Origin of the sequence: Xanthomonas pisi DSM 18956 (assembly GCF_001010415.1) — a bacterium.
GTDB lineage: Bacteria > Pseudomonadota > Gammaproteobacteria > Xanthomonadales > Xanthomonadaceae > Xanthomonas > Xanthomonas pisi.
In genome coordinates this window covers 34506-48846 of sequence record NZ_JPLE01000072.1, presented here as the reverse complement: position 1 = coordinate 48846, position 14341 = coordinate 34506, and the positions used below count along the sequence as shown (strand labels likewise).

Annotated in this window: 9 protein-coding genes and 1 pseudogene; 2 read left to right on the top strand and 8 right to left on the bottom strand. The window is 68.6% G+C overall.

All coding sequences use genetic code 11. The features are described from left to right. The 3 genes from Y887_RS15220 to Y887_RS15210 form a co-directional block, all read right to left on the bottom strand. On the bottom strand, window positions 1-1473 hold a 1473-nt coding region (locus tag Y887_RS15220), incomplete at its 3' end, for a lytic murein transglycosylase (RefSeq protein ID WP_046965145.1). A gap of 313 nt (window positions 1474-1786) precedes the next feature. Next, entirely contained in the window at window positions 1787-1993 is a 207-nt protein-coding gene (locus Y887_RS15215; protein WP_039518438.1) for a hypothetical protein, read from the bottom strand. A gap of 264 nt (window positions 1994-2257) precedes the next feature. Next, the gene (locus tag Y887_RS15210; protein ID WP_046965144.1) at window positions 2258-3130 is read right to left on the bottom strand and encodes a LysR family transcriptional regulator; all 873 of its coding nucleotides are present in this window, start codon (window positions 3128-3130) and stop codon (window positions 2258-2260) included. 23 nt (window positions 3131-3153) lie between these two features. On the opposite strand from Y887_RS15210, the gene Y887_RS15205 reads away from it, so the two are divergent. Beyond that, entirely contained in the window at window positions 3154-3984 is an 831-nt protein-coding gene (locus Y887_RS15205; protein WP_248827423.1) for an SDR family NAD(P)-dependent oxidoreductase, read from the top strand. A 172-nt stretch (window positions 3985-4156) separates the two neighbouring features. Here Y887_RS15205 and Y887_RS15200 read toward each other — a convergent pair whose 3' ends face one another. Then, complete coding sequence (locus Y887_RS15200) at window positions 4157-4546, bottom strand: YchJ family protein (protein ID WP_046965142.1); 390 nt, start codon at window positions 4544-4546, stop codon at window positions 4157-4159. Window positions 4547-4667: 121 nt separating this feature from the next. Here Y887_RS15200 and Y887_RS15195 point away from each other — a divergent pair, with 121 nt between their 5' ends. Beyond that, window positions 4668-5441 carry a sulfite exporter TauE/SafE family protein gene (locus Y887_RS15195; RefSeq protein ID WP_181113305.1) on the top strand — a complete coding sequence of 258 codons (774 nt, stop codon included), beginning with the start codon at window positions 4668-4670 and terminating at the stop codon, window positions 5439-5441. Window positions 5442-5531: 90 nt separating this feature from the next. On the opposite strand, the gene Y887_RS15190 is transcribed toward Y887_RS15195, so the two are convergent. The 4 genes and pseudogenes from Y887_RS15190 to Y887_RS15175 form a co-directional block, all read right to left on the bottom strand. Continuing rightward, window positions 5532-7592 (bottom strand): TonB-dependent siderophore receptor, encoded by a 2061-nt coding sequence (locus Y887_RS15190; RefSeq protein WP_046965149.1) that lies wholly within the window; start codon window positions 7590-7592, stop codon window positions 5532-5534. 788 nt (window positions 7593-8380) lie between these two features. After that, window positions 8381-11780, bottom strand: a pseudogene (locus tag Y887_RS15185) (ATP-binding protein); the annotation flags it as partial. A gap of 387 nt (window positions 11781-12167) precedes the next feature. Then, window positions 12168-12869, bottom strand: a complete 702-nt coding sequence (locus Y887_RS15180) for a DUF4194 domain-containing protein (RefSeq protein ID WP_039518266.1) — start codon at window positions 12867-12869, stop codon at window positions 12168-12170. Next, window positions 12856-14325 carry a DUF3375 domain-containing protein gene (locus Y887_RS15175; protein WP_046965139.1) on the bottom strand — a complete coding sequence of 490 codons (1470 nt, stop codon included), beginning with the start codon at window positions 14323-14325 and terminating at the stop codon, window positions 12856-12858. Before Y887_RS15175 ends, Y887_RS15180 begins: the two co-directional genes overlap by 14 nt. Window positions 14326-14341: the final 16 nt, after the last annotated feature.

Here is a 14341-nt window from a genome sequence, read left to right as displayed (position 1 = left end):
GGGCGGCTGCTTGGCGAGCGGCGACAGCCACATCACGTCCTGGCCGCCTTTGGGCACGAACGACAGCAACTGGCCGCCGAACAGGCTGATGGCGGCGGTGGAGAACGGGGTGTCGATCAGCAGCGACGGGAAACCGTGGAAGTCGCCTGTGCTCAGGCCGGTGGTGTCGGACATGGGGGATGCCTTGTGGACGATGGGAGATTGGGCGAATGCGGGATAGGCGGCCGGCAGCTTGAAGGCGGTGCCGCGCACGGCGGCCATGCCGGTGAGCGGCGACGCGGCGCGCAGGGCGGCGAGGATGCGCTGGCCGGGGCGGCCATCGGCCGGCTGCAGGCCCAGCCGGGTCTGCTCGACCTGGATGGCACGGCGGGTGGCGCTGCCGACCATGCCGTCGGCTTCGCCGATCTGGTAGCCGCGGGCCAGCAGCAGCTGTTGCAGGTCGCGGCGTTCCGGGCGGCCCAGGCCGGGGTCGTCGGTCGGCCAGGCGGCGAGCAGGCCGGGGCCGCCGCGCAGGCGGTCGGCCAGCAACGCGATCGACAACGCGTAGCTTTCGGCGGCGTTGTAGGCGTAGATCGCGTCGTAGTTGCGGAACACCAGAAACGCCGGGCCGGTGGCGCCGGCCGGCAGCAGTAGCGCGGCAGGCGTCTCGGCGGGCAACCCGGTCGGGGCGAGCGGCTTGCCGTCGCTACCGAGCAGGCCGGCGGCCTGCCAGGCCTGCAACGGTTGGCGGCGGGTGCGGCCGGCCTTGCTGGCGTCGAAACCGCGCGGCAGGGTGACTTCCATGCCCCACGGGCGGGCCCGCTCCCAGCCGGCCTTGACCAGATAGTTGGCGGTGGAGGCCAGCGCATCGGGGATGCTGGCGACCAGATCGCGGCGGCCGTCGCCGTCGCCGTCCACTGCGATGCGCGCGTAGGTCGAGGGCATGAACTGGGTTTGCCCGAAGGCACCGGCCCAGGAGCCGGTCAGGCCATCCGGCGACAGGTCGCCGCGTTGCAACAGGCTGAGCAAGGCCAGGAACTCGCCGCGGAAGAACGGCTGGCGACGGCCTTCGCACGACAGCGTGGCCAGCGACACCAGCAGCGGGCGCTTGCCGGTGACGCGGCCGTAGTCGCTCTCCACGCCCCAGACCGCCACGATGGTGGCCGGGTCGACGCCGGTCTGCTCGGACAGGCGGGCGAGCAAGTCGCGGTGGGTGACCAGCATGGCCTGGCCGTCGGTGACGCGCTGGCTGTCGACCAGGCTGGCCAGGTAATCCCAGATGGGCGTGGTGAACTCCGGCTGTGCGTCCAGCAGCGGCAAGACACTGGGATCGGGCGCCAGGCCGGCGGTAAAGCGCTGAAAACCGGCGGCGTCCACGCCCTTGGCGGCAGCCTGAGTCTGCAGGCCGGCCAGGCAGCGGTCGAAGGCCGGATCGGCGCAGGCGACCAGCGGCGCCAGCGCCAACAGCGCAGGCAGGACGCGCCGGGTCGGCATCACGGCGCGATGGCCGGCGTGTGGACGGAGGTCATGCGGTGGAGCTCCTGCGGCAGGCCGAGCCGCCGAGGATAGCCAACCTGGCTGGTTGCAGGCGTGCAGGTCGTGATGTTGCGACGGCATCGTGCGCTGCGCTGGTCGGCAGCGACACGCAGAGGTGACTGTGCGGTGCGCACGCTTTTCAGCGCGATGGGCACGGCGCAGAGGTCGTGTGGCGCGAGTCAGAGAATGATGTCGCGTGCCGATGGAGTGGCATCGATCAGGCCTGCCTGGCGAAGACGCCGCGGCAACCCAGCGGCGTCGATCGCCGCGCCTAGCTGCCGTCGCCGGTGATGCCGGTCAGCAGCGACAACGCCGGGCTGGAGGGGCTGGTGTCGGACATACGTCGGGCGCGCGCCCTGCGCGGGGCGTCGTGGCGGGGGCCGAACCAGATCAGTGCCGTGGCCAGGCACGCCGGCAGCACGATCGCGAACACCACGATGGCCACAAGCACCCACTGCCAGAGATTGAAGGTTGCCATCATCGTGTCCGCCCCGCGGCGAGCTCCGCCGAGGCGGCAAGCTTCCGGGATCGGCTGCGAACGTGGCGTCGAGAAAGCACGGCCGTGCCTGCCGTTCGTCGGAACGAACGGGGTGCCGGCTATCGCGTTAGATCACGCGGGCGATAGAGACAGCCCGCGTGATTGCAGCAGCAACGCGGCGCATTGATCGCCCCGAACGCTCGCCGCACCAGCCAGGCTCCGGCAACGCGCGTTGCCACAGGGTCCGTCTGACGCCCGGCGGCTTCAGGCAAACCGCTCCAGCAGGAAATCGACGAAGCTGCGTACCGTGACCGAGCGCCAGCGGGTTTGGGGATAAAGCACGCTTAGTGGACGGTGCAGCTCCCGGTCCTGAAACAGCCGCACCAGCCGGCCCGCTTCCACGTCGGCACGCAACAGGAACGCCGGCTGCAGCACGATGCCCAGGCCCTGCAAGGCCGCCAGATGCAAGGCCGGGCCGCTGGTGAGATGCAACTGCGCGCGCGACAGCGGGCCGATTCGCTCGCCGGTGTAGTCCTGCCACTGGCCGAGCGCCCTGGCATCCATCCCCAGGCATTGGTGCCCGGCCAGCTCGGCAAGCCGTTGCGGGGTACCGTTGCGGTGCAGATAGGCCGGCGTCGCGCAGCACCACAGGCGATAGGGCTGCAGCGCGCGCGCCACCAGCGAGGACTCGCCCAGCGCCCCGATGCGGACGGCTACATCGATGCCCTCGTCGACCAGATCCTGCAGCCGATCGCTGAGCTGCAGATCCAGGCTCACCTGGGGATGGCGCTGCAGATACTCGCCAAGCACCGGCGTGAGCCCATAGGTTCCGAACGACACCGGCGCGGCGACCCGCAGCGGCCCGGCCGGTTCCAGGCGCTGACCGTCGGCCTGCACCTGTGTATCGGCGACAAGCTCAAGAATCTCCCGGCAACGCCCGTAGTAGGCCTCGCCAAACGCGGTCAATCGCTGCCGTCGCGTGGTCCGCACCAGCAACTGCAGACCGAGGCGTTGCTCCAGGGCGCGCAGGTGGTTGCCAGCCATGGTCGGGGAAATGCCATGCGCTTGCGCCGCCGCGGCGAGGCTGCCGCCGTCCACCACGCGGACGAACACCTGCATGCTGTCCAGCAGATCCATTCAACACTCCTGGTTTCCAATCAATGCAGGATAACGGCGTTTATCGCGGCTCGATAACGGATCAGGCTGGGCACTCACTCAGACGGACGTTGTCGATGGATCTGCAATTGCGTGAACACACGGCACTGGTGACCGGCGCCAGCACCGGAATCGGCGCCGGCATCGCCCGCGTGCTGGCGGCCGAGGGGGTACAGCTGGCGATCACCGCGCGCCGCGCCGACAGGCTGGAGCAGCTGGCCAGCGACATCGCGGCACGGGGTCACCCGCGCCCGCTGGTGATCCCCGGCGACATCACCAGCGCGACCGAGATCACGCGCATCGCCCGGGATGCCAGCCAGGCGCTGGGCCGGATCGAGATCCTGGTCAATACCGCCGGTGGCGCACGCCCTTTTACGGTGGAGGCCAGCGATGCGGACTGGGACGAAGCCTTCGCGTTCAACTTCGGCAGTGCCCGGCGCATGGCCCAGGCCCTGCTGCCCGGCATGCGCCACCGGCGCTGGGGCAGGATCATCAACTTCAGCGGCAGCATGGAGCCCCGCGAGGTCAACGGCGCCGGCGCGGCGAAGGCAGCGCTGCAGTCCTGGGCCAAGGGAATGGCCTCGCAGCTGGCGGCCGAGGGCATCACGGTCAATACCATCGCACCGGGACGCATCAACTCCGAACAAGTGCTGGACAAGCTCCATCCCACGCCGGAAGCGCGCCAGGCCTTCATCGCGCGCCATGTGCCGATCGGCTACTTCGGCGAACCCGACGACATCGCTCATCTGGTCGCCTATCTGGCCTCGCCACTTGCACGCTATCTGACCGGTGAGGTGATTGCCGTGGACGGCGGCCTGCACGCCTTCGCCCACTAGTACGACCGACTACCGACGTTACCGAGGGCCGGTGGCGGCCCGGCAGGCCGATATCGGCCGCAGCGTCCAGGGCCGCGGCCGCAGCGGCGCGGTGCCGGCACGCAGGTGCCGACGAGCGTTAGACCCTGCCGCGTCCCGGTGGTGTCCCGGCAGCGACAGTGCCGGGCCGTGCTCAGCGCGCGTCGAGGTAGTACCAGCGGCCGTCTTCGCGCACGAAGCGGCTGTGTTCGGTCATGCGCACCGCGCTGCCGCCGCCGATGCGGTAGCGGGCCAGGAACGCCACTTCGGCGGTGTCGGTACCGGTCTGGATGGCGCGTTGCACGGTCAGGCCGAGCCAGGTGGTGCGGCCGCCCTCGTCCAGCGACAGCTCGGGTGGGCGCGTGGACGGATGCCAGCTGGCGAGCAGGTACGCCACATCGCGGCGGACGTAGGCGCTGTAGCGCGCACGCATCAGGGTTTCGGCATCGGGCGCGGCGGCGCCGGCGTGGTAGTGCCCGCAGCACTGCGCGTAGGTGGCGGCGCGGCCGCAGGGACAGGGATCGGTGTGTGTGGAGGTTGGCATTTGGGGATTGTGCTGGATGGGATTTGGGATTTGGGATTGGGAGGCAGGAGGCAGGAGGCAGGAGGCAGGAGGCGGGTTTCTACGGGTTTATGCTGTCGCCCCCGTCGTGCGGAGCACCGCCTTGCTGGAGTTGATTCCTACCGAATTGCCGTGGCTGTTGTGCATCGCCTTCGTTGCCGGGTTGGTGGATGCGGCGGTTGGTGGTGGTGGGTTGATCCAGTTGCCGGGCTTGTTTGCCACGCTGCCGCAGCAGCCGCCGTCGCTGATCCTGGGGACCAACAAGTTCAGCGCGATGTTCGGCACCGGTGCGTCGGCGTGGCGGTATGCGCGCACTGTGCGCTTTCCGTGGCGGCCGGTGCTGTACGCGACGGTGGCGGCGTTTACGTTTTCGTTTCTGGGTGCGACGGCGGTCAGCCTGATGCCCAAGCAGGCGGTGCGGCCGCTGATCCTGGTGTTGCTGATCGCGATGCTGATCTACACGCTGATCAAGAAGGACTTCGGTGCGCTGCATCGTCCGCGCCAGATCGGTCGACGCGAGTTGATCACGGCCTTAGCGATGGGCGCGGCAATCGGGTTCTACGACGGGTTCTTCGGGCCCGGTACCGGCAGTTTCCTGATCTTCCTGTTCATCCGCTTTTTCGGACTGGACTTTCTGCGCGCCTCGGCCGCAGCCAAGGTGGTGAACCTGGCCACCAACCTGGCAGCGCTGTCGTTTTTTCTGCCCAGCGGCCAGGTGATGCTGGCGCTGGGCATTCCGATGGCAATGGCGAACGTGGCCGGCGCTGTGGCGGGCACGCGGATGGCGCTGCGCGGTGGCACGCCGCTGATCCGCACGTTGTTCCTGGTGCTGGTGATCGTGCTGATCAGCAAGATGGGCTGGGATCTGCTGCACTGAGGCCGCATGCAAAAACGAGAGGCGTTTTTTCGCTATGTAAGGCAATACTGCATCCGCGCGTCATCGGCCACGGCAAAGCGGCAATCGTGTTTAGAACTCCAGACTCAACGTGGCCGACAAGGTGCGCGGTGCGCCCGGATAGTTGGTGGTCTGCGTCACCGGTTGCTCGATGTAGAAACGGTTGGCGACATTGCGCAGCATCAGCGCCAGTTGATAGCGGCCGCCGAAACGGTAGGCCGCCGAGGCATCGAAGCGCGTGTAGCCGGCAATGCGATAGCTGTTGGCGAGATCTCCTTCGCGCTCGCCCACATGCACCGCGCCGGCGCCCAGGGTCAGGCCGTACAGCGGCCCGCTGGCGACGTGATAGGTGCTCCACAGACTGGCGCTGACCCGCGGCACGCCGCGCAGGCGGTTGCCGACCGGGATGACGGTGTCGCGGGTGACCTGCGCATCCAGATAGCCGGCGCCCAGGATCAGCCGCCAGTTCCGGGTGAGCTCACCGGTGATGTCCAACTCGACGCCGCGCACGCGCTGCTGGCCGGTGACCAGCACGAAGCCGCTGTTGTCCGGATCGCTGGTGGCGACGTTGTCCTTGGTGATCTGGAACGCGGCGGCGGTGGCGAGCACGCGGTTGTCGAACAGCGCGCTTTTCAGGCCGAGCTCGTACTGGCGGCCGGTCTCCGGCGGTGCGCTGCCGCCGGCAAACAGCGTGGCGCTGCGCGGCCGGAACGACGTGGAGGTATTGGCGTACAGCGACAGCTGCGGCGCGGCCTTCCACACCACCCCGATGCGCGGCGAGGCGCGTCGGCCGTCTTCGCGGGTGCGCGCGCCGTTGTCGATGGTGGTCTGCTGCACGTCGTCCCAACGCACACCGGCCAGCACGTCCCAACGCTCGCCGATGCTGATCTGGTCCTGCACATACAGCGCGGCATAGCGCGCATCGACATCGATCGCGCGGGCCGGCACATAGGTGCCCGGCAACGCGCCCTGCACCGGGTTGCGCACGCTGATGCGGGCCAGCGGTGCGCGCGCTTCGTCGGTGTGGCGATGCGCATCGACGTATTCGGCGCCGGCCAGCACCTGATGACGCAGCGGGCCGGTGGCAAAACGCGCCAGCGCTTCGGTCTGCGACGTCGTTGCGCGCACCTGCTGGTCCTGGCGCACGGCGCGGCGCTGCAGGAAGGCGCGGTCGGCGCTGAAACCAGTGAAGTCGGCCACGTCGCGACCGCTGTCGCCGTTCTGGTGATTGAGGATCTGGCGCAGCGTCAGCCAATCGTTTGCCTCATATTCGATGCGCCCGCGTGCGGTGCGCGAAGTACCGTGATTGCGCGACCACGGCTCGCCGAAACTGCGCTCCGCCGGGCCGCGCACCACCCCGTCGATGGCAACCAGACCGCGGTCGCCCGGGCTGGTCTGGCGGGTGTAATCCAGATCCAGATCGGCACGCAGCTGCGCATTGGGGCGCCACGCCAGCGAGGGCGAGAAGAACACGCGGTCGCCATCGGCCTGCGCATTGCGAAAGCTGCCGGTCTGCTGCCCGGCGGCGCTGACGCGGGCAGACAGGGTCGGGCTCAGCGGGCCGGTGACGCTGGACTGCACGCGGCGCAGGCCGTGTTCGGCCAGCTGCAGCGACGCATTGCCTCCGAACACCGCATCCGGGCGCAGCGTGACCAGATTGATCACCCCGCCGGGTTCGCCGCGTCCGTACAGCACCGCGGCCGGGCCCTTGAGCACTTCCACCTGGGCGACATTGGCTAGGTCGCGCACGGTCTCGGTGAAATTCTGCGCCGGGTTGAGCAGGATGCCGTCGACCGCGTACGAGGACGCGTCGAAGCCGCGGATGACGAAGGTTTCCGAGCGGTTGCCCTGGGTGCCGCCGGGCTGCACGTTGGAGACATTGGCCACCACATCCACCAGCCGGGTGAGCTGCTGCTCGTCGATGACCGAGCGCGGCACCACCTGGATCGCCTGCGGAATGCGCTCCACCGGGGTCTGCGTGCGGGTGGCGCCGGCGGCTTTTTCCGGCCGGTACAGGGCACGCCGCTCGCTCACCACGATGGCATCGAGCAGGCTGGCTTCCTGGGCAGCGGCCGGCATGGCGGCAAACAGGGACACGAACAACAGATGGCGAGGCGCAGGCAGTGGGGTCATCGGGATCTTCAGCGGGACGATGCGCACTGGCGGGCACATCTGGGCCGATAATGATAACGATTCTTATCTAGGCATGTTGCCTTGCCCTGCCCCCACCCTGCGATGCCTGCGACCGCAGCGCGGCGACGCAGGCATCCAGGTGTCGCGCGCTCAGCGCTTTGCGCGCGGCTTGCCTGCAGACCCGCGCGTCGAGGCGGTACGCGCCTTGGCCACTGACGCAGGCTTGGCCGCGCCACGCGCCGCGGTTGCCTTGGTTGCGGCTGCACCACGTAGCGATGCGGTGGCGCGTAGGCTCGCCACCGTCGGCTTGTCGGCAGGCTTTTTCGGTGCTGCAGCTGTAGTCGCGGCGTTCTTTGGCTTGGCAATCGGCTTGACGGAGGCGGTACGCCCGGATGGCGTCCGGGTGTTTGCCGGCGTCCTGGCGGATTTGGTCGGCGTTGCCGGATTGCGTGCTGTGCCCGCTGCAGGCGATGCACGCCTGGCCGAGGCAGGTTTGGCGGATGCGGCCCTGCCCGCTGCGGTCTTCGCTGATTCCGACTTGCCTGATCCCGCACCTGCGCTGGCAGCGGCTGTTTTTGATGGCTTCGGCGCGGTTTGAACAGCCTGCGCCGATGCAGACGCAACCTTGCCGGCACCCCTGCTCGCCTTGGCCGTCGCCTCGTCCTGTGCAGGGTCGCGTTGAGGTGCCGCACCCTCAGCGCCAGAGACAGCACCGGTGCTGTCCGCACGCGTCCGGGCCTGCGCCCAATCCGGTGCAGCCTCGCGCTGCGTCACGCTCGCAGGCTGCTCCGCAATTGCAGGACCCGCCTCGTCCGCACGCGAGCGCTCGGGCAACTTGAGTCGCTGCGCCTGCTCGTCGTATTCGATCAGCAGCACGCCGGAGTTGTGCCGGCCGCTGATTTCCACAAAGCAGGCACCGCCGATGAACGGCTCCAGCGTCATCACCGATTTCAGCGGCGTGGCCACCACCATCTGGAAACCGAAATTCTCGAAGATGTTCATTGCCAGCGCGGTGAACTCGTTGTCGGCCTTGTCGAAGGCTTCGTCCAGCACCACCGCGCAGTAGCGCGGCAGCTCGCCGTCTTCGCCGCCGAGCTGATAGCGCAATGCCGCGGCCAGGCAGGTGGTCGCCAGCTTCTGGCGCTGACCGCCGGATTTGCCGGCGCCGCTGCGGTAGATCTCCACCTGCGCGCGGGTCTGCGCATCCAGCTCGACACCGATGAATTCCACATGCAGGCGCACGTCCAGCACCTGCTCGCGCCAGCGGCGTGCGTCCGGTTCCTGCGCGCCCAGGCGTGCCACCAGTTCGCGCAAGGTGGAAAACTGCGCTTCGGCCAGCGCGCGGTCTTCGGTCTGTTGATGCGACAGCACCGCACGCAACTGTTGCTGGAATTCCTGCACCTCGCCCAGGCGACGGTCGCTGACCTCGATGGTCAGCAGCGTGCCGCGATTGAACGGCACCTGCTCCAGGCTGGCGTTGACCTCGTCCATGCGCTGCTTGATGCCCTTGTGGGCCTCGGCGGTGTGGCGCTGCAGGGCCAGCAGATTGTTCTTGCTCTGGGTCTGCAGCAGATCGAAGAAACGGTGCTCGTGGCGCGGCAGGCCATCGCTCTCCAGCCGATCCAGGCGCGCGAGAAAATCGTCGGCACTGGCCAGGCTCACGGTGAAATCGCCGCTGTCTTCCGGCCATTGCTGGCAGTACTTGCGGAAGCAATCGAGCAGCTGCGCGCTGAGCCGGCTGTCGCGGCCCTGGCTTTCGGCCAGTTGCTCGGCCAGGCCACGCTCGACCACGCGGAAATGCGCCTCCAGGTTGTCCAGCGACAGCGGTGCCAGCGCCGCCAGGCGTTCGCGCAGGCCCTGCAGCTGGGTAGGCGTGAGCGCAGCGGTGCCGGCACGCCCGGCACAGGCGGCGTGCTGCTGTTCGAGCCGGACCCGCTCGCGTGCCAGTTGCGCGCGCTCCAGCCGCACCTCCTCGTAGGTGCGCTTGGCCTGGTCGCGCAAGGTACGTGCGGTCTCGATCGCCTGGCCGAGCGCGCGCAGGCCGCTGTTGCCTTCGCGCAGCTGCTGCAGCTGTTCGTCGATATCGCTCAGGCGCTGCAGCTTGGGGCCGACATCGATCTCGTCCCAGTCGCGCTCCACCAGGGTGTGCGCGGCCAGCTGCCGTTCCTGGTCCTGCTCGCGTTGCTTGCGCAGCGCGGCCACGTCGGCATCGCAACCGGCGATACGCTGGGCAAGCGTCTGCGCTTCGCGCTCGAACACCTTGAGCTTGTCGCGGTTGTCGTGACCCAGCAGCCAGCGCTTGCGGTCGTTGACCGCATGGCGGTCGTCCTTTTCGTAACGGTCGCCGGGATGCTTGACCTGCCCTTCGCGGGTGATGGCGCGGTCGGCATTGCGCAGCGCGGCGGCGTTATCGACGCATTCGTAATCGAAGCGACGCATCAACTCGTTGCGCAACCACTCGGTAAAGGCATGATCGCGCAGCTGCAGCTTGCCCGGCAGTGCACGCGCATCCGGCGTGCGCGCATGCAGCGCATCGTTGCGGCGTACCCGGAAATACACCAGCCGCGTGCCGAGCTGGGTGCGGTTGACCCACTCGCTGACCTGCGCGTAATGGCGGTCGTCCACCAGCAGCGACTGCGCAAAACCGCTCAGCACGCGCTCGATCGCACCGCGCCAGGCTGACTGATCCTCGCGCACCTGCACCAGTTCGCCGACGAACGGCAGCGCTGCTTCGGCAATGCCGGTGTCCTCGCACAGGCGCGCGCGCAAGGCCTGCATCGGTGCCGGCATGCTCGACGGGGCGCGCTTCAACGCATCCAGTTCGGCGCGGATCTCGGCAAAGCGCCGCTCGTCGTCGCGGCGCGCGCCCATGCGCTCGGCGATCGCCTCATCCAGCGCGCTGGCGTCGTGCTTGCCGTTCTCGAGCACGGTCTGCGCGTACGCGATCTGCTCGGCAAAGCCGCTGGCGCCTGCGGCCAGGGCCGTACCGAGCTGGCGGCAAGCCTGTTCGATCTGCACGCGACGCCGCAGGCGTTCGTCGCGCTCGCGCTCGACCCGGGCGCGCTCGCGTTCGAGTTCCTCGATCTGTTCGCCACCGGCGGCGCGTTGTTCGCGTTCCAGCCCGGCGAGTTTCTGTTCGTGATTGTCCAGCGACTCACGCCGCTGGCCTTCTTCGCCGGCCAGCCCGCGGTCCTGGCTGTCGAGTTCGTGCAGGCGCGTCTCCAGCAAGGCCAGACGCTGCTGTTCGCGGTAGCTGTCCACGCCCAGCTGCAGCTCGCGCAACTCGCCGACGCTGTGGCGCAGGGCCATCAGCGCCGCATGGTGCTCGCGTGCCGGGCTCAGCGTTTCCACCTGCCGGCGTGCGGTGACCACTGCATGGTGTGCGCCGTCGAGTTCGGCGAAGTCTTCCACCAGCCGGTCGGCCGCCTCGAACGTGCGCGGCTCGTCCAGCATGAAGCCGCGCAGGAACACATTGAGATCGCCCAGGTTCTTGGCCGACTGGGTCTTGTGCAGCAATCGCAACGCCATTTCGTTGCCGATGCCCAGCACATGCCGGAAGCGCTCTGCGTAGCCGGCAAAGCCGTCGAAATGCGCGATCTCCTCGCCAAGACGCGCCTTGAGCCTGCGCAGATCCAGATCGAAGCCGTCCAGCTCGCTGGCCACATCGAAGCTGCGCGGCGCGACCATGTAATGGCGGCGCACATCGGCCGCGGCATTGCCGCTGCCGGCGATCCAGAACAGGCGAATCAGGCTGACCGCCTCGCCGTGCGCATTGCGGTATTCCAGCACCAGTGCCGACCAGGTGGCGCCCTTGCGCAGGTATTGCGTGGCGATCTCGCCCGACGCGCTGTCCTGCTGATCGGCCCAGGCACCACGCACATACGACACCAGGCTGCGATCGCGCCCGCTGCGCTCGGCCTCGCGTGCGGCGGCGTTGAAGTCGACGATGCTGGGTGGAGTCAGCAGTGCCGACATCGCATCCAGCAAGGTCGACTTGCCCGACCCGGAGCGCCCGACGAACAGGAAGCCCTTCTCGGCGATCGGCACCTCGGTCAAGTCGTTGAACGTGCCCCAGTTGTGCACCTGCAAGCGCCGCATGCGGAACTGCTGCGCGCGCTGCTCGGCAAGCGAATCAGTGAACAGGGACGCGCCCGGCTGCGCCGGCGACAGGTTGGACTGGGAATTCATGGCTTAACTCACCAAAACGGGATGACGGGTAACGCTGAAGACGGATCACATCAGGACTGTTTGTAGCGGGGTGTTGCGTGCTGCTGGGCTGGTGGCGGGGCTGTGGTCTGGGAGTGATTCGGTACGGCCCCTTCGCGGCCGGGGCCGCTCCTACGGGTGCGGTGGTCTGCGTTGACGTGGGGCGGCGGCGGCGGCCGATAAGGAAGCTGGATGCCTTGCTGCAGCCCGTGGAAAAGTGATCGCGTTTGATCGGGCGTGAGAGCCGACATCCGTCGCACAACGCACGACTACACAAACTCCATGCATCCCGGGCGTCATACATCGGGCATCGCGATCGGCCGTCCGCTCATCCGCCCTTCGGGCACCTTCTCCCGAGGGAGAAGGCACTTAGTCGAGCGCAACGTCTCCCTCGCGCAAGCCGCGATACGCCACCACCAGGGCCTGCACGTCTTCGGCCGAGAACAGCAACTTCAGCACCGGCGAGACCTCGTAGCGCTCCTCGCTACCGCGCAGCCGCGACAGCAACTGGTTCTCGCGCATCTTGCCGATCGCCGTCAGCACCCGTCGCGCGAATCCGGCGCGGTCGGTGGACACGTTCTTCTCGTAGACCGACAAGGCCTCCACCAACTGCGCCTCGTCCACCACCGCCCGCTCGCCGCGCGTATCGGCTTCGGCCAGTTGCTGGCGCAGGAACAGCAGCAGCACCGACTCGATAAAGGTCAGCGGGGCGCTGCGCAGCAGGGTCGGCGATTCCAGCTCGGCGGTGTCGGCCTGACGGGTGAAGGCCACCCCGCCCTCGCGGTCCAGCACCAGCTCCAGGAACAGCTCGCACAACACCTGGCGGATCGCCGCCTCGTTGCGCAGCAGCGCAGGCCATAACGCACCGTGGCGTTGCGCGTCGATACTGGGGCCGGCCAGCAGCTGGCACAGCGCGCGCCGCGCGTCGAACGGCAGCGTGCCGGTGTCGCCCAGGAACAGTTCGCCGCGCGGCTGTGCAGGCGATGTCTCCGTCAGCGGCGTGCGGCCGGCATCGGCCGACGCGCCGCTGTCCTCGTCCGCATCCAGGCGGGTGTCCTCAGTCCAGTTCATTGCGTTTCTCCCGGGTGAACCACACCAGCGGAATGCGTGCGCGCCGCAGGGCGCCGTCGCCGCCTTCCCATTGCACCGTTTCCATCTGTCCGTCGATCACCACGCCGTGGCGCGTGCCCAGCGACAGGTAACCGATCACGCTGCCCAGGCCCTGCGCGGCCGGGCGCTGCTGCAGCGCATCGCCGATGGTCAGGCGCGGGCGCTGGCCGAGCAGCTCGTGCAGGTCGCGGCGCAGGCTGCGCACGTCGATCTCCGATTGCGCGACCAGATCGCCCACGCTGTCGAGCGAGATGTCTGCCGCATCGGCGGCCTGCACGCGGCCATCGACCTGGGTCAGGCGCGGGTCGTGCAGGCGCCATTGCGACAGCGACCGCAGGCGGGCAGCGCTCAACGCCTGGGTGTAACCGGTGGCAGCGGTGGCATGCAGGCTGTCGCGCAGCTGCAAGGCCTCGCCCTGCGCCTGCTTGAGCAGTTGATTGAGCCGGCGCTGCTCCAGATAGCCGCGGCTCTGCACGAAACCGCGCAGGCTGCGGGCGAAGTGCTGCATCACCGTGTGCACCTCGCCGCCGCGCTCCAGCAGCGTGCCGGTCAAGCCGCGCAGGAAGGCGCGTTCGCGCCGGTCGAGCTTGCGCGCGAAGCCGCGTGCCAGCAGCGCATCCAGCGCCTGATCGAGCTGGCTGCTTTGCTGGGTGTCGTTGAGCAGGCTCCAGAACGCCTCGAAGGTGCGCCCGGCCTCGCTGTCGGCGATCACGTCCACGCCGTTGAACAGCTGCTCCAGCACATCGCCGCGTGCGCCTTCGTCGTCGATGATGCGTTCGCGGAACTGGCGGTTGAGCTGTTCGAAATCGTCGCGCACGCGATGGAAATCTTCGGCCAGCTCGTCGGAGAGATGGATCAGGTCGCGGGCGCGCTCCAGCGCACGCTTGCCATCGAGCGCGGCCACGCGGCCGGAGGCCACGCGTTCGATCTCGGCATCGATGCGTGCGCGTTCTTCGCGCAGGGCGGCCAGACGCAGCTCCGGATCGACTTCGGTCTGGCCCGCCAGCTGCACCAGCTGCTGGATCACCAGCGACAGGCGGCTTTCGGTGGCGCTGCTGCTGCTCTCGCGCAGGCCGACGATGAAGCGGATGGCCTGGGTGGCCGCGCGCGACAACTCGTATTCTTCTTCGGCCGCGCCCTCGGGCAGGCGGCGTTCCAGCCAGCCCTGCGCCAGCCAATGCGCCAGATAGGCCTGCGCGGTGCGCGGCAGCTCGCGCGAGAGTTCGTCGGCGCGCAGCGCGTCGAGCTGGCGCTGCAGGCGCTCGTGCAACACGGCCGAGGGCAGGCGGCGTTCGCCGTCCAGCAACACCGTCTGCAGCAGGCCGATCAGCTCCGGCGCGTGGTCGGCGGCCAGCAGTTTCCAGACCGGCTGCTCGCGCAATTGGCGATAGCCGGCGATACGTGCCTGGTGCTTCATGGCGACGGCAACGGCT